The organism is Oleidesulfovibrio vietnamensis, assembly GCF_055388115.1.
Map to the genome: position 1 here is coordinate 192,725 of NZ_AP042419.1, position 22,298 is coordinate 215,022.

The following is a 22,298-nucleotide window of genomic DNA, read 5'->3' on the forward strand; positions in this document are numbered from 1 at the left end:
AAGAATGATCGCTTTTGATCGTTTTTTACCTGTTTCTGTCGTTTTTAACAGCGGAAGAAGTGTGCTGCTGCCGTATGGCGGAGTGCGGGTGTCGTGTGCGGCCGTCATGGTATGCGCAGGCTGTTGCGCCTGCGGTGAAAGGCGTGGCGGCAGCGCCGTTGCGGCGGACCGGAGCAAACCCTGCGGTTGCCTTGCTGTGCCGGTATCGCGGCTGCAACCCGGGCATGCGGCGTTTAGGACATGCCGGATACTGACGGCACGCGCCGGTATGTGCCGGCACAATAAAAGCGCCCCGCGGGTGAGCGGGGCGCAGTGTATTCAGAAAAGAGGACGGCCGTGATGCAGGGCGGCTAGTGCCCGCATGAGCACCCGTGGCTGTGCCCGTGCGCGTTGTGCCCCCGCCGGATGATTCCGGGCAGGGTGCGGCAGGCCACCAGTCCCAGCAGCACCACCGCGGAAGCAATGGCGATAACGCCGTGTGATTCTTCTTGTGCGGCCCCCACCCATGAAGTGATGCTGAGTCCCAGATAGGCATACAGCCAGTTTACCGCCAGACCGAGTGCAATGGAACATACCGCGATGCTGGCCAGATACACGGCGGCAACCTTGCGGCCCATCAGTCTGGCAACTACCGTGAAAGTCGCCGCGTTGGTCGCCGGCCCTGCCAGCAGAAAGACCAGCGCGGCACCGGGTGAAAGTCCTTTGACGGCCATGGCCGCAGCCACGGGGGTTGAGGCGGTGGCGCAGACATACAGGGGCATACCCACCACCAGCATGACCAGCATGCTCATAAGGCCGTCACCAAGATAGCTGGCAAAAAATGTGTCGGGAATAAGCGTGGTGATGACGGCAGCCAGCAGAATACCCACCATGAGCCATTTGCCGATGTCCGCAACCAGTTCGCCGAAGCCGAACCGCATGCCGCTGACGAATTTTTCCCGCATGGTGCGGGGGGCGGGGCCGTCATGTCCGCACGACCCGCAGCCGCAACCCGCAGATGCTGCGTGCTCCGCGGCGGGAAGCACAACCGGTGCGGGCATAATACCGTGAGTGTGTTCTGTTCCGGCATGCGGGCCGCAGCTGCAGCCCTGATGTGCCGCTGTGGTGGCAGCGGCCGCTGATGAAGCCGCCTGAGGGGATTCTTCCTCCGGCAGGCTGTTTACTGCCACTCCGGCGATGATGGCCGTGAAAAACGAGGCCACCGGCCGGACAACCGCCATGACGGGGTCCAGCAGGGCGTAGCTGACGGCTATGGAGTCAACGCCGGTTTCCGGCGTGGAAATCAGAAACGATGTGGTGGCGCCGCGGCTTGCTCCCTGCTGGCGCAGCCCGGCAGCGGCGGGAATAACTCCGCATGAGCATAAAGGCAGAGGCACCCCGAAAAGCGACGCTTTGAGCACCGGAAGAAAGCGCCCTTTTCCCAGATGGCGCGCCACCAGATCTTCTGGCAGATAAGCTTTAAGCAGACCGGCCACAAAAAAACCCAGCAGCACATAGGGTGATGCGTCCAGCAGGATGTCCCATACGGCGAATGCGTAGCGGGCTAAAAGTTCAGACATGGTTCCTCCCGTGAGGCGTGTGTTTTATGAACAAGCATACATATGAGCAATCGTTCATATGAAAAGTACGCCCCGGCTATGCACTTGTCAAGACAGTGGTGCGAAAAGGCGCAGGAAGCGTCGCGGGTATCCATGCAGAAAGGGGGATTGCCGGTCTGCGGCTTTTTCCGGAGCATTACGGCCCGAGCATTACGACCCGATCATTACAACCGGCTGACTGAGACGGGGGACAAAAAAAGGAGCAGGATAGTTCCTGCTCCCTGATGACCGGTGCGGGTGCTGTTATGCGCCGCCCTTGGCCACGGCAAAGCCCTGCGGGGTAAGTCCCGTGGACGAGGGGGTTCCGGCAATGCGCGAAAGATATGCATCGCCCAGAGTTTCAATGTGATTGTTTTCATTGTCAAAGTAGCTCAGGTGCAGCTGCTCTTCCTCAATGATGGTCTCAAACAGTTTGGCGCTGATGCTGTCGCCGTTTTCGCGACAGACCTGCAGAAACTGGTTGTAAGCATCAATGGTATCGTCTTCGAGGTCGGTGTCGAAGGCATAGATTTTTTTAACATCCTGACGCTTTTCAATGGTGCCGGGATAGTCTGTCACGGGTTCTCCGCCCAGTTCTTTGATGCGCTCGGCAAAGGCTTCCGCATGGCGCATTTCGTCAATGGCGATCAGCTTCATTTTGCCTGCCATTTCGCCGTAGTCCATATCGTCCAGCCCGTAGTGCTGGTTCATGTACTGGTGAATGGCCTGAAGCTCCATGGCGCGGGCCTTGTTCAGAACTTCAATGACATTGGCGCGTCTTTCTTCTCTTCCTGATGCGGTCATGAATACCTCTCTTGAGTTTGCTGACGGAACAACGTCGTGCTGTGTGGCCGTCCGCCCGTGACATATCCGGTTACGGACTTTGCGCCCAGCCGACGGGCTGTCTGTGATGACGAAAGTCAGTACCTGTATACCGCGCCGGATGGCCCGTGACAAGGGATGTGTACATAAAAGTACGTTACGGTTGCACAGTCTCGCCGGAGGCTGCTTTTGCTTCAGGTGCTTTCATGTCTCCGACGGGCAAGGGAAATGATTCCCCTTGCATCCCCCGTTGCGCGATTTCTGCCGCGGTGGGCTGACTGTTCAGGGGCGTACGCTGGCAGCCGTCCGGGGGAAAGCGGCACAACGCGCTGCAGGCGTTTCTGTGCCGTGCGCGCAGGGCGTACCGAGGGTGCAGGGAGATCATCTCCCTGCCCGCCGGAGGCTGCTTTTGCTTCAGGTGCTTTTATGTCTCCGACGGGCAAGGGGACTGATTCCCCTTGCATCCCCCGTTGCGCGATTTCTGCCGCGGTGGGCTGACTGTTCAGGGGCGTACGTTGACGGCCGTCTGGGGGGGAAAGCGGCACAACGCGCTGCGGGCGTTTCTGTGCCGTGCGCGCAGGGCGTACCGAGGGTGCAGGGAGATCATCTCCCTGCCCGCCGGAGGCCGCTCTTTGCATCGGGTTTTTTTTATGTCTCCGACGGGCAAGGGGACTGATTCCCCTTGCATCCCCCGTTGTGTGATTTCTGCCGCGGTCGGCTGACTGTCCGGGGCGTACGCTGAAGGCCGTCCGGGGGGAAAGCGGCACAACGCGCTGCGGGCGTTTCTGTGCCGTGCGCGCAGGGCGTATTGAGGGTGCAGGGAGATCATCTCCCTGCCCGCCGGAGGCTGCTTCATCTCCGGCGGGCAGGTTGTTCAGCTGCGGCCGTGCGGCCGGAGCCTCAGGCTGTCCACAGGGGGACGATTTCGAATTTGTGCACGTCCACAAGGCCCTTGTCGGTAAGCTTCAGCGAGGGGATAACGGCAAGAGAGAGGAACGCCAGCGCGGCAAAGGGGCTGCTGAGCTTGTATCCCAGTGTGGCAAGGGCTTCGTTTACGCCGCGCAGACCGGCAAGCACATCCTCCACGGGGGCATCGCTCATCAGTCCGGCAATGGGCAGCGGCAGTGATGCCAGCACGCGGCCGTCACAGGCGACGGCAAGACCGCCGCCGATGCGCTGCACTTCTTCCGCGGCGGTAATCATGTCGGCATCGTCCATGCCCGCCACTATCAGGTTGTGCGAATCGTGCGATACGGTACCGGCCAGTGCGCCCTTGTGCAGCCCCAGACCGGCGGTGAATCCCAGCCCCACGTTGCCGGTGCCTTTGTGGCGTTCAAAAACGGCCAGTTTGGCAAGATCGCGGGAAGGATCGGCCACTGCGGCACCTTCGCGCAGGGTGGGCGGCAGTTCCAGAGCATGGGTTATCACCTGTCCCGGCACTATGCCGATGACGCGCAGGTTGCCGTTGCCGGCCGCCACATGCAGCGAGTCCGTGTTCAGACCGGCCACATGCACGGTGTTGGCGCTGAAGGCTGCGCTGTGCCCTGTGAAGTCGATCTCTTTGACATTGCGCCCGCCCAGATAACATTCGGAGATGCGCATGGTCTGCAGGTCGTCCAGCAGGACAAAGTCTGCGCGATAGCCCGGGGCCACCGCACCGCGACGGTGCAGCCGGAAATAGCGGGCCGTGTTTATGGAAGCCATCTGCACGGCTCTGACAGGGGGAATGCCGGCAGCCATGGCCTTGCGCAGTATGTCGTCCATGTGTCCGCTTTCCATCAGGTCGTTGACCACTTTGTCGTCGCTGACAAAAGAGACATTCTGGGTATTGAATTCGTTGAGGACGGTGACCAGCTCTTCGAGGTTGTGCTCCTGCGAGCCGCCTTCGCGGATCATCAGGTGCATGCCTTTGCGCAGCTTTTCGCGGGCTTCGTCCGCATCGGATGTTTCGTGATCGCTTGCGGGGCCGCCCAGCACATAGGCATTCAGCGCTTTGCCGCGCAGCAGGGGGGCGTGGCCGTCAATGACGTGAGAAGCTGCTGCCTCCAGTTTTGCCATTACTTCGTCGTCGCGGAAAAGTACTCCGGGGTAGTTCATCATTTCCGCGAGTCCGGGCATGCGGTCGGGGTAGCGCGAAAGAAAATCCTGCACGTCTTCCGCCCGCAGGGTGGCTCCGGCTGTTTCCATGTGTGTGGCGGGCACGCACGAAGGCATCATCACATAAACGGACAACGGCAGACCGGCGCTGGCGTGCAGCATGTATTCAATGCCTTCAGCGCCCATGACGTTTGCTATTTCGTGGGGGTCGCACATGACCGCGGCAGTGCCGTGGGGCGCGGCCGCGGCGGCAAAACGTGCGGGTGACAGCAGGGTGGATTCAATATGGATATGCCCGTCGATCAGACCGGGAATGCAATGGCGTCCGTTTCCTTCAACAACGTGCAGGGCTTCATATTCTTCAAATCCCACAACAATGCCGTCTTTGACGGCGATGTGCGCGTCGTGGATTTCGCCGGAAAGCACGTTGACCAGCCTGACGTTGCGGACCAGCAGATCCACGGGGCTTTCATCCTGCGCCGCGCCGATAAGTGTGTTCATGGTATTGTTTTTCATGTCTGTTTGTCCTCCGGCAGCCGCTGTATGCGGCGGTGCCTGTTACGCGGCGCGGGGCCGCTAGCCTTCCCGGCTGAAGGGTACGCCCAGCGAAGCCGGTGCGCCGCCTCTGCCTCTGGTTTTGTCCAGCCGCATGACCACGATAAGCACCAGTATGGTTATCAGGTACGGGAACATGCGCAGCAGATTGACGGGAATGACTTCTATGCCCGTCGCCTGAAAATAAAATTGCAGAGCCGTGAGTCCGCCGAACAGCAGCGCGCCCAGAAACGCGCGGAACGGGTACCACGTGGCAAAGATGACCATGGCGATGGCTACCCAGCCCTGTCCCATGGTCATGTTTTCCTTCCAGCCGGGGGTGTAGGCGATGGAAAGATACGCGCCCCCCAGCCCGGCCATGCAGCCGCCGAAAAATGTGCAGAGATAGCGCAGCAGCACCACGTTGACACCCATGGCATCTGCGGAGCCTGCATCTTCGCCCGCGGCGCGTATTTTAAGGCCGGTGCGGGTGCGCAGCAGCACCCACGCTGCCAGCGGCAGCAGCACATAGGCTACATACACCAGCGGCGTGTGCGTGAAAAATATTTTTCCGACGACGGGGATGTCGTGCAGATAGGGAACGTTCCACACCTTCATGCGCAGGGCGGCCTTGCCTATGTATGCCCGTCCCAGAAAGCTGGCCAGACCGGCTCCCAGAATGGTGAGCGCCAGACCGGAAAGCGTCTGGTTGACGCGCAGCGTGATGGAAAAAAAAGCGTGTATCAGCGAAAAAAGTCCGGCAGCCAGCATGCCGCCGGCCACGCCCAGCCATACGTTTCCCGTGGCCAGTCCGGCGGCCACGCCGCATAGTGCGCCCACCAGCATCATGCCTTCAACGCCCAGATTGAGCACTCCGGAACGCTCGGCATAAATTTCTCCCAGCGCGGCAAACAGCACCGCCACCGAAGACTTCATGGCTATTTTTGAGATGAATACAATATCTTCAATCATGGTTGTTCCTGCACAGGACAGTCGTGCCTGCCTCTTTTGCCGTATCCGGAAACAGCATGCCGTCATGCATCGGTATTTCCGGCGGCAGCTGCGGGTGTAAAACGTATGTGATAGCGTTGCACGGTTTCGCCCAGCAGAAAGCCGAACAGCAGCGCCCCTTCAAGTATGCGGCTGATGGATGCGGGCAGCTGCATGAACGAGGAAAGCTGTTCGCCTCCAACCAGAAAGACTCCCAGCAGGGCAGCGCAGGCAGGTACCCGCAACGGCTGCATGGATGCCAGGCAGGCCACGATGATGCCGTCAAAGCCGTAACCGGAGGCGAAGCCTTCCTGCAGGCGGTAGTGGATGGCGGAAACTTCGCCCATGCCGGCCAGACCGGCCAGAGCTCCGCTGATGCCCATGACCAGCAGTATGTTGCGGCCCACGTTCATGCCTGCATAACGTGCCGCCCGCGGCCCTGCGCCCATGACGCGGGTGGCGTAGCCCCATTTGCTGCGCCCCAGCATGACGGCCAGTGCTGCCGTGGCTGCCAGCGCCAGCAAGATACCGGCATGGATGCGCATGCCGAAAAGACGGGGGAGCATGGCTTGCTGCGGAAATGTCATGGTGCCCGGAAAACCAAACCCGCCGGGGTCGCGCCAAGGGCCGAAGTACAGGTGTTCCACTATGATTATGGCCACATAGTTCAGCAGCAGAGTGGAAAGAATTTCACTGACATCGGTCCAGACTTTGAGCGCTGCGGGGATAAGAGCCCACAGGCAGCCGGCGGCCGCGCCGCACAGAATGACAGCCGGCAGCACAGCCCACGGCGGCAGAAAAGGCGCAAGGTAGAGCGCCGCCCAGGTGGCGCCGATGCCGCCCATGACAAACTGGCCTTCGCAGCCGATGTTCCACAGCTGCATGGTGGCTGCCAGCGCCACGGCAAGGCCGGTTAAGGTAAGCGGAATGGCTTTGACGGCCACTTCTGCCAGCCCGTAGCCCGACCCCAGCGCACCGCGCAGCATAAGGCTGTACGCGGTAAGCGGATTGGCGCCGTACGCGCTGATTACCAGCGCTCCGGTGATGAAGGCTGTGGCCAGCGCCAGCAGCAGGGTGAGCAGATTGGGGTGGCGCAGCGGGGTATGACGTTTTTCCAGACGGATCATGCTGTTTCTCCGGACGGTGCGGCGGGCGCTGCGGCAGTGGAGCCGGCCATGAGCAGACCTATGCGCTCCACGGAATCGGCGTCCTGTGTATCGATGATGTCCATGAACCGGCCGCGGAACATGACGGCCACTCTGTCTGCCAGCGACAGGGCTTCTCTCAGGTCGCCGGTCACCAGCAGCACGGCAGAGTGGCGGCGCTGGGCCAGCATGGCCGACCACACGTCTTCCGTGGCTTTGATGTCCAGTCCCTGTGTGGGCTGTTCGGCAATGAACAGTGCGGGGTCGTCGGCCATTTCCCGCGCCAGCAGCAGTTTTTGCAGATTGCCGCCGGAAAGGGTTCCGGCCGGTGTCCGCGTGCTGTGCGCCACAATTTCAAACCGGCGTACGGCCTGTTCCGTTTCTTCGTGCATATGGCTGCGGTCCAGCCACGGCCCGTTGCCCGCCTTGTCCAGACGGGTAAGAAAAAAGTTGTCGGCCAGTGTCATGCTGCCGATACTGCCGGTATGGTGTCTGTCTTCGGGAACATAGGAAAGTGAGCGCGGCCGGTGGCGGGCCCATGCCGCCGTGCTGTATGCGGTGCCGCGGTACCGGATGGTGCCGCCCGACGCCGGAGTACGTCCCGCCACGGCTGCCGCAAGAGCCTCCTGTCCGTTGCCCGCTACCCCCACAATGGCGAACACTTCACCTTTGCGCACACTGAAGCTGATGTCTGAAAAGCCCCCCAGCGGTGATGTCGCGGACAACCTGTGCACCTCGAAGACCACTTCACCGGCGGGCATTTCGGGCTTGTCCACGCGCAGCACCACTTCACGTCCCACCATCAGGCGGGCCAGCTCCAGCTTGTTGTTGATGCGTCCGGGCTCGCTGCCGGCCACGATGCGTCCGCGCCGCAGGATGGCGATGCGGTCGGCGGCTTCCATCACTTCATCCAGTTTGTGTGTGATGAACAGAATGCCGCGGCCGTCCGCCTTGAGCTTGCGGAAAACATCAAACAGCCCCGCCACCTCAGGCTTTGCCAGAACGGCCGTGGGCTCGTCGAAGATCAGTACCCGCGCATTCTGCACCAGCAGCTTGAGTATTTCGACCCGCTGCCTGCCGCCCATGGAAAGGTCGCGGATGCGGGCTGCCGGATCGACGTGCAGCCCGTAGCGTTCTGCCAGTGTGCGCATGTGCGCCACCACCTGCTTCATGGACAGGCGCCGGCCGCAGGCATCGGCTGCCAGCAGCACGTTTTCTGCGGCTGTCAGCGTGTCTACCAGCATGAACCGCTGGTAGACCATGCCTATGCCGCGCTGCATGGCCTGCGCCGGAGAAGAAAACTGCACCGGCTGGCCGTCAATGCGGATAGTGCCTTCATCAGGCCGGTAGCGGCCTGCAATGATGGACATGAGCGTGGATTTGCCTGCGCCGTTTTCTCCCAGCAGGGCCACTACCTGACCGGCATGCACGGCAAGGTCGATGCCTGTGTTGGCACAGACAGGACCGAACCGTTTGCTGATTCCTTCGCAGGCAAGAAGCGGAGCATTCATGCTATTCCGGCTCCACCACGGGTTCGGGCAGCTTGCCCAGCCCGTATACGGGTGCGGGCAGCAGGGGCGATTGTTCGCCCTCGGTGGCGGCACAGAAAACCCCGGCAATGACCGGCGCCGGCATATCTTTCTGTCTGGCCACTTCTTCCAGTATGTCTGCCAGACTGAATATGGTGCCGCCGGACGAGACCACATCGTCCATGAGAATGAAACGTCTGCCGCGGGCCAGCAGGTTCATGTCGCGTTCGTACAGGGCCAGAAATTTGCCGCCGCTGGTGATGGATGATGCGCCTATCTGTATCACCGGCCGTCGCTGCGCCTCCATATGCGGCTTGATGCGGTTGTATGCCACCGCCACGGCTTCCAGCCCCAGTTCTTCGGCCACCACCTGTGCCAGCTGCAGGCCTTTTTCCACCACTGTCAGCATAACCACGTCGTCCATGGTGCCCACCACTTCACGCACTTTTGCAGCCAGCAGGCGCCCTAAGTCGCGGTTCAGGCGTATCTGCCCCACCAGATTGAGCGATGCTATCTTCAGCGTTCTGCCGTCGGCAGGCAGCCGCACCAGCGGCAGTTCGACGGCGTAGGGCAGACCTTTGACCTCCCAGCGGTATTTTTCACCGGAATCAAGACCTTGCAGAACGTCCATGGAGTCTCCTTGTTGCGCACGACAGCAGGGCAGCCCTATGCCATCCCCGTCTGGCACGCTGTGAAAGGTACGGAAACAGGAGACTCCGGGCCGCAATGCGACCCGGAGCCGGAAAACCGTTATGGCTGTTTCGACGCGGAGTTACTGCGGCAGATTGCCGCTTACTCCGTCAACGAAAACCATCATGCCCAGCAGGTCGGCGTCCGAAGCCTGCTGTCCTTCGGCAATGATGACCTTGCCGGACTGGTCTTTGACAGGGCCTGCGAATATGCGGTCGTTGCCTTTGGCAAGCTCATCGCGCAGCGCTTCCACTTTGGCCCGCACGTCGGCGGGAACATGGCTGCCGAATGCCGTCAGGCGGATGGCATCGTCGTCAAAGCCGCGCCAGTAGGAGCGGGCCTGCCATGTGCCGTCGAGAGCCGACTGCACGGTCTGCACGTAGTAGTTGCCCCAGTTGAATACGGTGGAGGTAAGAACACAGTCCGCGCCGTATTCTTCTGCGGGGCTGCCGTAGCCCACCGCGGGCAGGTCGCGGGCGCATGCGGCCAGCGAGCTTTCGGGGGTGTCGGCCATCTGGCGGATAAGGTCGTGGTCACGGTCGGCCAGTGTTTCGGCCAGCGTGGTTTCCTTGATGGGATCGGCCCATGATTTCATCCAGACCACGGTGTTCAGGGTGGATTTGTCATAGGCGATGCCGGCTTCTTCAAGCCCGCGGATGAGGCCCAGCGTAAAGGAGTTGATACCGCGGATGGGTTCGGGGATGGGGTGCGTGCCCACGGTGCCCACACGGGTGAACCCCATGAGCCCTGCGGTGTATCCGGCCAGATATTCGGCCTGATACATGCGTGCGAAATAGTTGCTCAGGTTCGGGCCCATCTTGTAGCCGGAGCAGTGTTCGAACTTGATGTCAGGGAAGTCTTTTGCAACACGCTCGATGGCATCCATGTGCGGAAAGCTGGTGCCGAAGATGAGGTCGTAGCCCTGCTGTGCATAATTGCGCAGCACGCGTTCGGCATTCTGGGGGCCCACGTTTTCAGTGTAGGCGATTTCAATCTTGTCGCCCAGAGCTTCCTTGAGCTGCTGAATGCCTTTGTAATGGGCGGTGTTCCAGCCGCGGTCGTCAATGGTGCCCAAAAGAGCGAAGGCTACCCGTAGTTTACCTTCGGCCATGGCGGGCATGGCGGCACACAACAGCAGCGCCACGGCTGCCAGAAAAGAGCAAATACGTTTGGTCATCTGTGTTTCTCCTCACGGGACCGTACTGTAGAAAATGGAATCGCCCGAAAGCGGGCGCAACAAAATATGAAAGCACCGTAACTGACCGTTGTCAATCTGCGCGGGCATGAAACCGGACGGAGAGACCGCAATGCAGGGATAAATGTAGCATATGCAACATGTACGGCATGCCCGGTCAGCAGAGGCCGGGCCGGGGGCGGTCGGGCCGCCTCGTGTATGGTGTGCATGGCGCAGGCGTGCTTCGATACGGAATATAACTGCATTATGCACATTGTACGATGCAATAGTGAAAATATGCATATTGCACACGCAATATTGCATGTGATCAGCATGCGCATAGAATGATTTGCATCTGGCTGTATGAAAGGATGATGGCCGGTGATAAGAGCGATGATTACGGCATTATCAAGATGACGTATTCGGGTATTGCTTGGTAGGTGTTGCTGCGATGTATTATGATATTTGACACTCAAACAAAAATTTACTACCACGTATACTGCCCGTATCGTAATGTGCTGAAAGCAGACACGGCTGTTGTGGTCTGTCTGTGTTTCGGCCAGCTGATTTCAGGAGGTTGACGTGAAGCGTTTATTCGGGGTGACGTTGCTGCTTGTTTCCTTTTTGTGCCTGCCGGTTGCAGCTCAGGCCGACGCCATCAGATTCGGCGTGCCGCCGTGGCCCGGTGTGACCGTCAAGTCGGAAGTGGTGTGCCAGATACTGGAAGCCATGGGGTACGACACCGTGCAGCTCGAAATAGGTCCCCCCATTATCTACAAAGGGCTGACAACTGACGACGTGGACGTATGTGTGGCTGCGTGGATTCCTCAGCAGAACGAAATGTTTCTGCCGCTCAGAGACAAAAAAGCCATTGATGTTGTGGCGGTGAATATCGATGAAGCCGGTACCAGCCTGTGTGTTCCCTCCTATGTATGGGAAGCCGGTGTGCGTTCCATTGCGGACCTTGATGCCCGCGGCGAGATGTTCGACCGCACCATCTACGGCATCGAGGTCGGCAGCGGCATGCAGACCAGTACAGAGAAAATGATACATGACGATGTGGCGGGGCTGGGCGACTGGACACAGGTGAGCAGTACCACACCGGTCATGCTGCGGGCGGTGCAGGAACGCATACGGGCAGGCAAATGGGTGGTTTTTCACGGCTGGCAGCCCCACTGGATGAACTTTCAGATTGATATGAAGTATCTTGAAGGTGTCCCCGGTACTGAAAAGCTGGTCAGCGAAAGCGTGGTGTACACCATTGCCAGCAGGCAGTTTGCCACGCGTCATCCGCAGGCGCATGCCTTTCTTAAAAAGTTTTATGTGCGGGGAGCCACGCAAAGCCAGTGGATAAATGATTTCGGGTTCAGAAAGACGGCTCCTGAAAAAGTGGCTTCAGACTGGATTCGCGCGAATATTGACACGGTGGCAACATGGCTTGACGGGGTGACCGCCGCTGACGGCAGTGCCGGAATTGATGCCGTGCGTGCCGCTTTTAAGCGCTGATATTTTTTCCGCCGCCGCGGCATGGGGTCGCGGCGGCGGGTGCACACACGCAGAAAGGCCGCAGGCCCGTGTGTTTTTTGTGCCGGGCGGCTTCATTGTCAAGCCGCCGGCCGGACCCTGACAGGGAGGTCGGTTTGAGAAAATCGTTATTGTACATTGTATTGCTGGCATGTTGTGTTGTTCTGCCGTTGCAGGCACAGGCTGATACCGTGCGTTTCGGCGTGCCGCCGTGGCCCGGCGTGACGGTGAAGACAGAAGTCCTCGCCCAGATTATCGAAGCCATGGGGTACGATACCGAGCAGTTGGAGGTGGGTCCTGCCATTGTGTACAATGGTCTGACCACCGGCGATGTGGACGTGTATGTGGCGAGCTGGATTCCTCTGCAGAATGAGATGTTCAGACCGCTGAAGGAAAAAAACGCCGTTGACATCGTCGGAGTGAACCTTGACGAAGCAGGGGTGAGTCTGGCCGTGCCCACATATGTGTGGGAAGCCGGGGTGCGCTCCATAGCCGATCTTGATAAGTATGCCGATAAATTCGATCATACCATTTACAGCATTGAAGTCGGCAGCGGCATGCAGGTTTCCACCGAGCAGATAGTCAAAAATGACGTGGCAGGACTGGGCGACTGGAAAATGCTGTGCAGTCCCGTACCGGCCATGATCCGCGCCGTGCAGGACAAGGTGCGTGCCGGCGAATGGGTGGTGTTCCACGGCTGGCAGCCTCACTGGATGATATATCAGATGGATATGAAATTCCTTGAAGGCGTGCCCGGTACGGAAGGTCTGGTGAATAAAAGCACTGTGTACACGCTGGCAAGCCTCGACTTCAGAGATCGCTTTCCTCAGGTGCACAAATTCCTTGCCAACCTGTATATCAAGGGTGCCACGCAGAGCGAGTGGATCAATGAATACGGGTTTAAAAAGCGCAAGCCCGCCGATGTGGCCCGCGACTGGATAGGTGCCAATCTGGATACCGTGGAAACATGGTTGAAGGGCGTAAATGCAGCTGACGGCACCCCGGGCATTGACGCGGTGCGTGCCGCCTTTTCCTGATGCTGCACAGCAGTGCAGGCGGCCGCGGGACAGGTTCTGCTGTCTTTGGCGGCCCCGGCAGGGGCTGAATGCGCTCTGTTTCCTGCACCCGATGGTCTGTGCACTATGAAAACGATGAAGCCCGGCAGCATGCTGCCGGGCTTCAGACTGCTGGCAAGCCCTCGCCAAACGGCGGGGGGGCTTATAATGTTGCCATGTTGAAAGCACCCCAAAATCAGCAAATCAAAATGGAATTTATCTCGATAGAGAAATTGGTTCCCAAGAACCATTGTACCCTTCCCCTAAAATAGGACCGCGCATGGTAGAGATTTCTGGCAAACTGCCCTCAAGGGGACGGCAATGCAGAAATCTCGATTCACGGAAAGTCAGGGCCATTCTTTTTCGGGGGGATTACCATAGGGCTGGAAAACAGTTTTCCAACGAAAAAGGACTCAGCACTGTTCAATGCTAAGTCCTTAGTTTTTCTTATGGTGGGCAATACAAGATTCGAACTTGTGGCCTTCAGCTCCGGAGGCTGACGCTCTATCCAACTGAGCTAATTGCCCGAGAACGACATCTCCTAAACTTACACTTGCTTTCTGTCAAGAAATAACTGACATGAAAGCTCCCGGATGGCACGCAGAAAAGAATGAAGGGGCCAGCGTGCCGGAACATATTGATTTTCTACAATGTTGCATAATTCCGGCCGATGTGTCCATGAATCTCTGGCGTGTGCTGCACAATTTTGCTAAAAACGCTCTTCTGGAACCGCGGCCGGTTGCGCGGAGATATCCGGCTGCAGGATAAACCGGACAGGAACAGCCATGAAACGATTTATTGTAGGCGTTTCCGGCGCAAGCGGCATGCCGCTTGCCGTGACGTTGCTAAATGCCCTCACATGGGCCGCGGATGTGGAAACGCATCTTGTGGTGTCGCGTGCGGCGGAAAAGGTGCTCACGCTGGAATCGGGAATTTCCGTTGACCAGTTGTATGCTCTTGCCGATGTGCGGCACGACCCCGAAGATGTGGGCGCCGCCCCCGCCAGCGGTTCATGGCGGCATTCCGGCATGGTTATCTGTCCGTGCAGCATGACCACGCTTGCCGCGGTAGCCAACGGCATAGGGTCCAACCTTATTCACCGTGCGGCGGATGTGACGCTGAAGGAAAACAGGCCGCTGATTCTGGTGCCGCGCGAGACGCCGCTTGGCAGAGTGCATCTGCGCAACATGCTGGCCGCGCAGGAAGCCGGGGCGGTTATCATGCCGCCGTGTCCGGGGTTTTACAGCCGGCCCGAAAGCATACAGGACATACTGAATCATCTTGTGGGCAGGATGCTTGATCATCTGGGCATCGAGCATGACCTGTGCCGCCGCTGGGGCGGTTTGCCGGCCTGACAACCAGACAACGGGAAGGAGACGTTTTCATGCAGCATCTGCTTACGTGGCATGGCCACGCCAATTTTCAGATTGCCACAGAGGGCGCCAACATTCTGATAGACCCTTTTTTCGAGGGTAATCCTTCCGCTGCCGCGGCGTGGCAGGGCATAGCAAAACCCGACCTTGTGCTGGTCACCCACGACCACGGCGACCATGTGGGCCAGACCGTGGAGATATGCCGTGAAACGGGCGCCATGATGGGTGCCATAGTGGGTACGGCTGAAAAGCTGGCCGCTGCGGGTGTGCCGCAGCAGCAGGTGCTTAACGGCATCGGGTTCAACATCGGCGGCACAGTGCTGCACAACGGTGTGGCCGTGACCATGACGCAGGCGTATCATTCTTCGGAATCCGGCGCGCCTGCGGGGTATATACTTACGCTGCCCGACGGCTTTACCATTTACCACGCCGGTGACACGGGTATTTTTGCCGGTATGGAACTGTGGGGGCGTCTGTATTCCATTGATGTGGCGCTGCTGCCCATCGGCGGGGTGTTCACCATGGATGCCAAGCAGGCCGCGCTGGCGTGCCGTCTGCTGCGTGCGCGTTCGGTGGTGCCCATGCACTGGGGCACGTTCCCCGTGCTGGAGGGCAATACGGCGCGTTTTAAAGAACAACTGATGAATTTTGCTCCGGACTGCCGCCTCTTCGACATGAAGCCCGGAGAAACCCTGACGCTGGAAACCGCGTCAGAAGGCTGTGCCTGCGACTAGCAGGGTTCTCATGCGTGCGTCTGGCATCGTGCGCCAGAGAAACACATCGGCGGTAATAAGATGGATTGGGTAGTCTACCTGCTGGCCTGTGCCGACGGTACGCAGTACTGCGGCGTTACCACGGACATGGATCGACGCCTTGACGAGCACAATCGGGGCTGCGGCGCAAAATACACGCGTTCGCGGCGTCCTGTTTCACTGCTTGTCAGCGCCTCGTTTCCTGACCGGAGCACAGCGCAACGGGTGGAATGGAAAGTAAAGAGGCAGCCCTCCGGCAAAAAAAGGGCGTTTCTGCTTGCAATGGCAGAAACATCCGGCTCTGCCGCAGCGTTGTCATAACGCGATGCCGAAAGACGCATGGCAAGGAAACATACAAGATAATGGTTGAAAAACTTCTTTTCGCAGATCTTCCCCTTTCTAAGGAAGTGCTGCGCGCGATACAGGACATGGGCTTTGAGGAGGCGTCTCCCATCCAGACGATGTCCATCCCGCACATACTGGCGGGCAAGGATGTGGTCGGACAGGCCCAGACAGGCACGGGCAAGACTGCTGCGTTCGGCATTCCCATTCTCGAGCGCATTGACCCCCGTGATAAAGCCACGCAGGCCGTGGTGCTGTGTCCTACGCGTGAACTGGCCATTCAGGTGGCCGAAGAAGTGACTACACTGGCCCGCCACAAGCGGGGCATCAGTGTTGTTCCCGTATACGGCGGACAGCCCATCGAACGGCAGGTCCGCGCTCTGCGCCGTGGTGCGCAGGTTATCGTGGGTACGCCGGGCCGCGTGATGGACCACCTCGACAGAGGAACCATGGACATCAATACCGTGAAAATGGTTGTGCTGGACGAGGCGGACGAAATGCTCGATATGGGCTTCCGCGATGACATTGAATTCATTCTGGGCAAGATGGAGCAGGAAGTACAGACCGTGTTCTTTTCCGCCACCATGCCCCGCGCCATTCTCGATATGGCGCAGCGCTACCTCAAGGAACCGGAGTTCCTGAAAGTCACCCAGAAGCTGCTTACCGTGCCCAGCATCGAGCAGATATACTTCGAGGTGCGTCCTTTCCAGAAGCTGGAAAGTCTGTGCCGTGTGCTGGACGTGTATAATCCCAAGCTGACCATCGTGTTCTGCTCCACCAAGGTGGGCGTGGACGAACTGGCAACCAATCTGCAGGCCCGCGGATATGATGCCGACGGACTGCACGGCAACCTGAATCAGGCCCAGCGCGACAGGGTGATGAACCGCTTCCGCAAAGGAAACATTGATATTCTGGTGGCCACCGACGTGGCTGCCCGCGGTATTGATGTGGAAAACGTGGAAGCAGTGGTCAACTACGACATACCCAACGATGTGGAAAGCTATGTGCACCGTATCGGCCGTACGGGCCGTGCGGGCCGTGCGGGCCGTGCATTCACCTTTGTGTCCGGCCGCGAATTCTACAAGCTGCGCGACATCAAGCGCTTTACCAAGGCGCAGATAGCACAGCGTCAGGTACCCTCGCTTTCCGAAGTGGAAAACGCCAAATCCACCCAGATGCTCAATGAAGTGACCAACCAGATACGCACCGGCGGTCTGGAGCGCTACATAGAACTGGTGGAAGGCATTATCGGCGAAGAGTTCACCTCTGTGGAAGCTGCCGCCGCCCTGCTGCGCATGATGATGCACCGCAACGCAGGCGATGCCGTGACCGAAGAGCAGAAGTTCGGTGATACCGGTGCCCAGCCGGGCATGGTACGCCTGTTCTTTAACGTGGGCCGCAAAGCCCGCGTGACGGCACGTGACTTTGTGGGGGCCATTGCCGGAGAAACCGGCCTGCCCGGACGGATGATCGGCTCCATAGATATCTATGACCGGTTCACGTTTGTGGAAGTGCCCAACGAGTTTGCCGCAGAAGTGCTTGCAGTGATGAACGGCAACCAGATACGCGGCAACAAGCTTGCCGTGGAACCTGCCAGCCGCCGCTGAGCACCGCCGCATCAGTGCTGAGTATACCGCCCGCTCCGGATTTTCCGGAGCGGGTTTTTTTGCGGGCGGGGCCGATGTTCCGGCACGACGGAATGCCGACGTGCTCAGCGGACAACGGTGAAAACCGGTTCAGCTGCTGCGGGGGCAGTAGCGTTGCCACCCCATCAGCTGCGCGGCGCCGGCAATGGTGGTGCCGTAAAACAGAACAGGTTTTTGCGGAGTGTGCTGCAGAAAGTCCCCTATGCTGTTGTTGGCCAGTGTGGTGCCGGTAACCAGCAGCAGGTCGGCCCATGCCAGTGCGTCCTGTGCCGTATCGGCACCTTCTATGCCGACGCCTCTGCGTTCCTGCCCGATGTTGTCCGGATCAAGATCCACAACACGCAGGGGCAGCACTCCGGCCAGACTTTCAATCATGGCGGGCTGCATGCCGGCCAGCGTCACACGGCACCTGCCGTAACGGCGTATGATATGGGCCGGAAGATCCCGTGCACAATCCTTGGGGCCGCAGTCCTTGCAGTGCACGGTGTTTGTGACACACTGCTGCCAGCGCAATACGGCATTGAGCACAGAGACGAATACCGCCCGCTGGAAGTTGCCGTCCAGCGGCAGCGCGGCCACCTGTGCCAGTGTGCCGCTGAACGTACCGTAGCTGTCTGTGAATGCCTGTCCGCGCGCATGGCGGAAGCAGGCTTCCATGAGTTTTTCCTTGCCTTTCTGGATGGGAAAGTCGCTGCGGCCGGGATTGCCGATGGCCTGCTCTACGCTGAGCGGACCTGCGGTCACGCTTACCGGATCGTCCATAAGACCTTGCTTGTGCCACGCGGGAACAACCTGATTGCGTAATGATTCAAGAATGCTGGGCATAGAGTCCTCCTATACTGCCGAAAGCCGTCTGAGCATGAAAAAGATGGCGAGCGAGAAAAAACCGATGATGGCCGACAGCACCATGGCCCGCTCGAATTCGCCGCTGAACACGGCATTATATATTTCCAGAGACAGCGTGTTGGTTTTGCCCACAATATTGCCGCCCAGCATCAGGGTGATGCCCACCTCGCCCAGCGAACGCCCCAGCGCAAGAAACCAGCCGGAAAGCACGCTGCGGCGCACATTGGGCAGCAGGACAAGCCAGAACACCTGCCATTCGTTTTTGCCGAGCACGCGCGCTATTTCGGCCAGACGCCGCACATCGCCGCGCAGCGCAGCCTCCACCGGCTTGACCATCAGCGGCAGACCGGCAACGAATGCGGCCAGTACCACACCGTAAAAGCTGAAAATAATATCCACCGGCAGCATGCTGCCCACCATGCCGTTTCTGCCGAGCAGTAAAAGCAGTACAAAGCCTGTGGCAATGGGAGGAAAGACGAGCGGCAGCGTGGTGAAAAAGTCAACCGTGCCGCGCAGCAGCCCCGGAGGTCCGGAAAGATAGCAGGCCAGCAGAACACCGCAGACAAGATGCAGCAGACCGGAAACCGCAAGCGTTTTTGCGGTCAGCAGTACCGGGCCCGCGGTTTGCGGTTGCATCAGAATCTCTGCCAGAGGCATGGGCTACAGTCCGTTGGCGGTGATGACGGCACGGGCCTGCGGTGATTCCAGAAAGCCCATGAATGCGGCGGCCTGTTCCGCCGAGGGTGCTGCGCGCAGTACTCCGGCCATGATAAGCACAGGCGTATGTGCAGTTTCATCCAGCACCACATACCCGCCAAGCTTGTCCGCCACATTCAGTGCGTGAGTCAGGTTCATGAACCCGTAATCCACTTCTCCTGCCGCAAGGTATGAAAAAACCTGCGGAACTGTGGCCACCTCTATCAGTCTGGGAGCGATGTCGGGCAACCTGCCCGTGGAAAGCAGAAACTCGCGTGCAGCAATACCGTAAATGGCTTTGGCCGAGTCCGGCAGGGCGATGCGGGTTGCTCCGGAGTTGTCCAGCACCGCGGCGGAGTCTGCCGTTTTGCCCGGAGCGGCAGCCAGCACCAGTCTTCCGTGACCGAGTGTGTGCCGGCGGGTAAAATCCAGTTCCGCCCCGTGCAGGTAGGTGCTGTCGCCCAGCACCACATCCACCTGCCCGCTCTGACGGGCCAGTGCGGTTACGCGGGCCATGTTGCCGTACACCAGATCAACCTTGGTGCCGGTCTGCAGGGTGAATATCTCTGCCAGTGCATTGACCATTTTTTTGTATCCTGCACCCGATGCCAGTACTATGCCTTCTGTTTTTTCCGGCTGGCCGGATGCGGCGGCACCGGACGGCATGGCGGAAACGATCAGACACAGACAGAGCATCCATGCCGCCGGCAGTGAGTGAAAAACGGAACATCGGCGAACAGGCATACACACCTCCGGTCATGCTGCAGGACGGAAAAAAACAACGCAAACAGCGCATGGGCTGATGCGGTTATAAACGTCTGTAGACAGCACGGGGCGGGGTGACAATGCGGTCACGAAAAAAATAAAATGCGTGACAGAATATGAGAAAACAGATGGCAGGCTGCCGCAGACTGAGCGTGTGCGGCAGCAGTGGATAAGAGAACCGCAATGCGGTCAGGCGATACGCAACAGCGGCCGGTGCCGTGCGGTTGCGGTTCAGGTCAGCTCGCGTGCCAGCCGCCCCAGATCGCGCAGTGCTTCTTCCATTCTGGGGTTCCAGATACCGCAGCATGACAGCCTGATATAGTTTGAAAAGCGGTCACGGGTGGAAAATATTGAGCCGGGGGCAATGCCCACACGGCGGGCCCGGGCTTTAAAAAACAGCTCAACGCCGTTGACGGCGGCAGGCAGTTCCACCCACAGTACACCGCCGCCGCGGGGGCTGGTTACACGCGTTCCGTCGGGAAAGGCGGAACCGATGCATTCATGCATGGCGCATATCTGTGTCTGAAAGGCGGAGCGCAGTTTTTTCAGCTGTCTGTCGTACAGCCCCAGCCGCATGAATTCGCCGACGGCTGCCTGCGTGGGGGTGGCGCAGCACACATTGGTGGTTGCCTTCACCTCCAGAGCTTTTTCCATAAAGCGGCCGGGCAGCATCCATCCGGCGCGGTATCCCGGTGCAATGGTTTTTGAAAACGAAGAACAGAACACAACAAGCCCTTTTTTGTCATACTGTTTGAATGACGCAGGGCGCTGCGCATCGAAGTGCAGATCAGCGGACACATCGTCGTCAACCAGCGGAATACCGCGTGCGGCCAGTATGTCGACAATCTCGCGTTTGGCTGCGTCGGGCGTCAGCGCTCCGTCGGGGTTGTTGAAGTTGCCTGAAAGAATGCAGGCGGCCACCTCAAACGTGGAAAGCGCCTTGGTGAGGTCTGCCGGGTTTATGCCGTGCTTGGGGTCGGAAGGAATTTCCACAGCACGCAGGCCCAATGTTTCGAGCAGCTGCAGGAAACAGTAGTATGTGGGCGACTGGATAAGGACATTGTCGCCGGGACGGGTGAGTACCCGCAGCGCGATGTACAATGCTTCCATGGCGCCTGTGGTGGCCACCACCTCGGAAGCGCGTGTGGGCATGCCGTCTTCGCAGGCGCGCTTTGCGATCTGCCTGCGGTATTCCGCATTGCCTGCAATGGTTTCATACGCTACGCATTGTTCCGCATTGCGCCGGCTCAGTTCAGCCAGTATCTGCCCCAGCTTTTTGCCGGGCAGCAGCGAAGGGTCGGGGCTTACCACGCCGAAAGGAGCCATCTGCGGATTGCCCACGGCTTCAAGCACGGTGGCAATAAGCCGGCTGCGGTTTGCCTCGCGGGGTTCTTCCTCTTCTGCCGGAGCGCTGTGCGGCACAGGCAGAGGGCTGGGCAGCGTGCGCACATAATAGCCCGACCTCGGGCGCGATTCCACAACCCCGCGACGCTCAAGCTCTTCGTAGGCATGGCACACCGTTGCCAGGCTGGCGCTCAGCGTGCGCGCCACAGCCCGCAGAGAGGGCAGGCGGGAACCCGGCGGATATTGCTTGGAATCGATGAGACGCAGGACGTGCTGCTCCACTTCATGGTATCGGAAGGCTTCGCGGCGGGGTGTTTCCATTATTCTGTACGTATCGAATTTTGTAAAAACTGTATCTGTTCTGAAAATTGTATCTGTGTTTGAATTGCTCCGTCAAGCTGAGAATGCCGGTGTGGTGTGCCCTGAACGGGGCGGCAGACGGCAGAGGTTGTAATCAGAGAGGAACTGGCAATGAGTGAATATGAGTGTGCAGCAGGGCAGCGGGCAGAGACGGACGCTGCTGCCGGTCCGCAGGGGGCCGCTGCCGCGGTGCGCGCGGGACGGGGTATGCGCCGTGCCGTGCCCATTGTGCTCGGATATCTGCCCGTGGGGTTTGCTTTCGGTGTGCTGGCGGACAAAACCGGTCTTTCACCGCTGGAGGCGGTGTTTATGTCCACCGCGGTTTTTGCGGGTTCCGCACAGCTGATTGCCGTAGGTATGCTGGCCACGGCGGCCGGAGCCGGTGCAGCCATGTTTTCGGTGGTGCTTACCACATTTGTGGTCAACCTGCGGCATCTGCTTATGGCGGCATCGCTGGCTCCGTACCTGCGCCGCTGGTCACGGCCGATGCAGGCACTCTTTGCTTTTCAGTTGACTGACGAAACTTTTGCCATGCACGCGGTGCATTTTCAGAGCAGTAAAGCCGGGAACGGCGTTGCAGCTTTGCAGAGCGAGTATGTGCCGGACAAAGCGGAAACACTGGGGCTTAACATGACCGCGCAGCTGGGATGGGTTGCGGGTTCTGCTCTGGGAGCGCTGTTCGGCGGGCTGATAGGTGATGTGAAGCCTCTGGGGCTTGATTATGCGCTGCCCGCCATGTTTGTGGCGCTGCTGGTGGCGCAGGTGCGCGGCAGGCTGCATGTGGTGGTGGCGGTGACTTCGGCTGCTGTTTCCGTGGGGCTGGCGTATGCGGGGGCAGGTCAGTGGAATGTGATTCTGGCCACGGTGTTTGCCGCCACGCTGGGCACGGTGCTGTCAGGGCGCGGCGGCGGGCCGGTTGTGTCACAACGCAGATCAGCGGAGCCTGCGGCGGGACCTGCCGGCACGGCGTCAGCAGTGCAGACCCGCGGGGCTGCCCGGGATTGCGCAGAACACATGTCTGCACCGGAGGAGTAACT

At 59.5% G+C, this 22,298-nt stretch carries 19 protein-coding genes and 1 tRNA gene; 7 read left to right on the forward strand and 13 right to left on the reverse strand.

The features are described from left to right. Positions 1-350: 350 nt before the first annotated feature. The 8 genes from ACZ5D1_RS00840 to ACZ5D1_RS00875 all read right to left on the reverse strand — a co-directional run bounded on the left by ACZ5D1_RS00840 (position 351) and on the right by ACZ5D1_RS00875 (position 10,561). The gene (locus ACZ5D1_RS00840) at positions 351-1,559 is read right to left on the reverse strand and encodes an SO_0444 family Cu/Zn efflux transporter (RefSeq protein ID WP_464555606.1); all 1,209 of its coding nucleotides are present in this window, start codon (positions 1,557-1,559) and stop codon (positions 351-353) included. Positions 1,560-1,841: 282 nt separating this feature from the next. Beyond that, positions 1,842-2,381: a bacterioferritin gene (locus tag ACZ5D1_RS00845; RefSeq protein ID WP_011366305.1), complete on the reverse strand. Its 540-nt coding sequence runs from the start codon at positions 2,379-2,381 to the stop codon at positions 1,842-1,844. 918 nt (positions 2,382-3,299) lie between these two features. Further along, the gene (gene ade / locus ACZ5D1_RS00850; protein ID WP_027182557.1) at positions 3,300-5,012 is read right to left on the reverse strand and encodes an adenine deaminase; all 1,713 of its coding nucleotides are present in this window, start codon (positions 5,010-5,012) and stop codon (positions 3,300-3,302) included. Positions 5,013-5,072: 60 nt separating this feature from the next. Beyond that, positions 5,073-6,002 (reverse strand): ABC transporter permease, encoded by a 930-nt coding sequence (locus ACZ5D1_RS00855; RefSeq protein WP_011366307.1) that lies wholly within the window; start codon positions 6,000-6,002, stop codon positions 5,073-5,075. A gap of 62 nt (positions 6,003-6,064) precedes the next feature. Next, positions 6,065-7,147, reverse strand: coding sequence for an ABC transporter permease (locus tag ACZ5D1_RS00860; protein WP_011366308.1), 1,083 nt, complete (start codon positions 7,145-7,147; stop codon positions 6,065-6,067). Continuing rightward, complete coding sequence (locus ACZ5D1_RS00865) at positions 7,144-8,676, reverse strand: ABC transporter ATP-binding protein (RefSeq protein ID WP_011366309.1); 1,533 nt, start codon at positions 8,674-8,676, stop codon at positions 7,144-7,146. Before ACZ5D1_RS00865 ends, ACZ5D1_RS00860 begins: the two co-directional genes overlap by 4 nt. 1 nt (position 8,677) lies before the next feature. Next, positions 8,678-9,325, reverse strand: a complete 648-nt coding sequence (locus ACZ5D1_RS00870; RefSeq protein WP_011366310.1) for a phosphoribosyltransferase family protein — start codon at positions 9,323-9,325, stop codon at positions 8,678-8,680. Positions 9,326-9,466: 141 nt separating this feature from the next. Then, on the reverse strand, positions 9,467-10,561 hold the full coding sequence (locus tag ACZ5D1_RS00875) for a BMP family ABC transporter substrate-binding protein (RefSeq protein WP_011366311.1): 1,095 nt from the start codon (positions 10,559-10,561) through the stop codon (positions 9,467-9,469). A gap of 579 nt (positions 10,562-11,140) precedes the next feature. Between ACZ5D1_RS00875 and ACZ5D1_RS00880 the strand changes: the two genes are divergently transcribed. After that, the gene (locus ACZ5D1_RS00880) at positions 11,141-12,064 is read left to right on the forward strand and encodes an ABC transporter substrate-binding protein (RefSeq protein WP_464555608.1); all 924 of its coding nucleotides are present in this window, start codon (positions 11,141-11,143) and stop codon (positions 12,062-12,064) included. Positions 12,065-12,198: 134 nt separating this feature from the next. After that, positions 12,199-13,119 (forward strand): ABC transporter substrate-binding protein, encoded by a 921-nt coding sequence (locus tag ACZ5D1_RS00885; protein ID WP_011366313.1) that lies wholly within the window; start codon positions 12,199-12,201, stop codon positions 13,117-13,119. 468 nt (positions 13,120-13,587) lie between these two features. On the opposite strand, the gene ACZ5D1_RS00890 is transcribed toward ACZ5D1_RS00885, so the two are convergent. Beyond that, positions 13,588-13,664: transfer RNA gene (locus tag ACZ5D1_RS00890), tRNA-Arg, on the reverse strand. 258 nt (positions 13,665-13,922) lie between these two features. Here ACZ5D1_RS00890 and ACZ5D1_RS00895 point away from each other — a divergent pair. Genes ACZ5D1_RS00895 through ACZ5D1_RS00910 form a run of 4 tightly spaced genes read left to right on the forward strand, consistent with a single transcriptional unit; the run spans position 13,923 to position 17,211 of the window. Then, entirely contained in the window at positions 13,923-14,492 is a 570-nt protein-coding gene (locus ACZ5D1_RS00895) for a UbiX family flavin prenyltransferase (RefSeq protein ID WP_011366315.1), read from the forward strand. Positions 14,493-14,521: 29 nt separating this feature from the next. Beyond that, positions 14,522-15,244: a metal-dependent hydrolase gene (locus ACZ5D1_RS00900; protein ID WP_011366316.1), complete on the forward strand. Its 723-nt coding sequence runs from the start codon at positions 14,522-14,524 to the stop codon at positions 15,242-15,244. 60 nt (positions 15,245-15,304) lie between these two features. After that, entirely contained in the window at positions 15,305-15,583 is a 279-nt protein-coding gene (locus ACZ5D1_RS00905; protein WP_011366317.1) for a GIY-YIG nuclease family protein, read from the forward strand. Between the two features lie 41 nt (positions 15,584-15,624). After that, the gene (locus tag ACZ5D1_RS00910; RefSeq protein ID WP_027182553.1) at positions 15,625-17,211 is read left to right on the forward strand and encodes a DEAD/DEAH box helicase; all 1,587 of its coding nucleotides are present in this window, start codon (positions 15,625-15,627) and stop codon (positions 17,209-17,211) included. A 129-nt stretch (positions 17,212-17,340) separates the two neighbouring features. Here ACZ5D1_RS00910 and ACZ5D1_RS00915 read toward each other — a convergent pair whose 3' ends face one another. The 4 genes from ACZ5D1_RS00915 to ACZ5D1_RS00930 all read right to left on the reverse strand — a co-directional run bounded on the left by ACZ5D1_RS00915 (position 17,341) and on the right by ACZ5D1_RS00930 (position 21,222). Continuing rightward, positions 17,341-18,075, reverse strand: coding sequence for a Rossmann-like domain-containing protein (locus ACZ5D1_RS00915; protein WP_011366319.1), 735 nt, complete (start codon positions 18,073-18,075; stop codon positions 17,341-17,343). A 9-nt stretch (positions 18,076-18,084) separates the two neighbouring features. After that, positions 18,085-18,753 (reverse strand): molybdate ABC transporter permease subunit, encoded by a 669-nt coding sequence (locus ACZ5D1_RS00920; RefSeq protein WP_464555609.1) that lies wholly within the window; start codon positions 18,751-18,753, stop codon positions 18,085-18,087. Positions 18,754-18,756: 3 nt separating this feature from the next. Further along, positions 18,757-19,536, reverse strand: a complete 780-nt coding sequence (gene modA, locus ACZ5D1_RS00925; protein ID WP_464555611.1) for a molybdate ABC transporter substrate-binding protein — start codon at positions 19,534-19,536, stop codon at positions 18,757-18,759. Between the two features lie 252 nt (positions 19,537-19,788). Continuing rightward, positions 19,789-21,222, reverse strand: coding sequence for an aminotransferase-like domain-containing protein (locus ACZ5D1_RS00930; protein ID WP_011366322.1), 1,434 nt, complete (start codon positions 21,220-21,222; stop codon positions 19,789-19,791). A gap of 150 nt (positions 21,223-21,372) precedes the next feature. Between ACZ5D1_RS00930 and ACZ5D1_RS00935 the strand changes: the two genes are divergently transcribed. After that, the gene (locus tag ACZ5D1_RS00935; RefSeq protein ID WP_464555613.1) at positions 21,373-22,296 is read left to right on the forward strand and encodes an AzlC family ABC transporter permease; all 924 of its coding nucleotides are present in this window, start codon (positions 21,373-21,375) and stop codon (positions 22,294-22,296) included. Positions 22,297-22,298 lie beyond the last annotated feature (2 nt).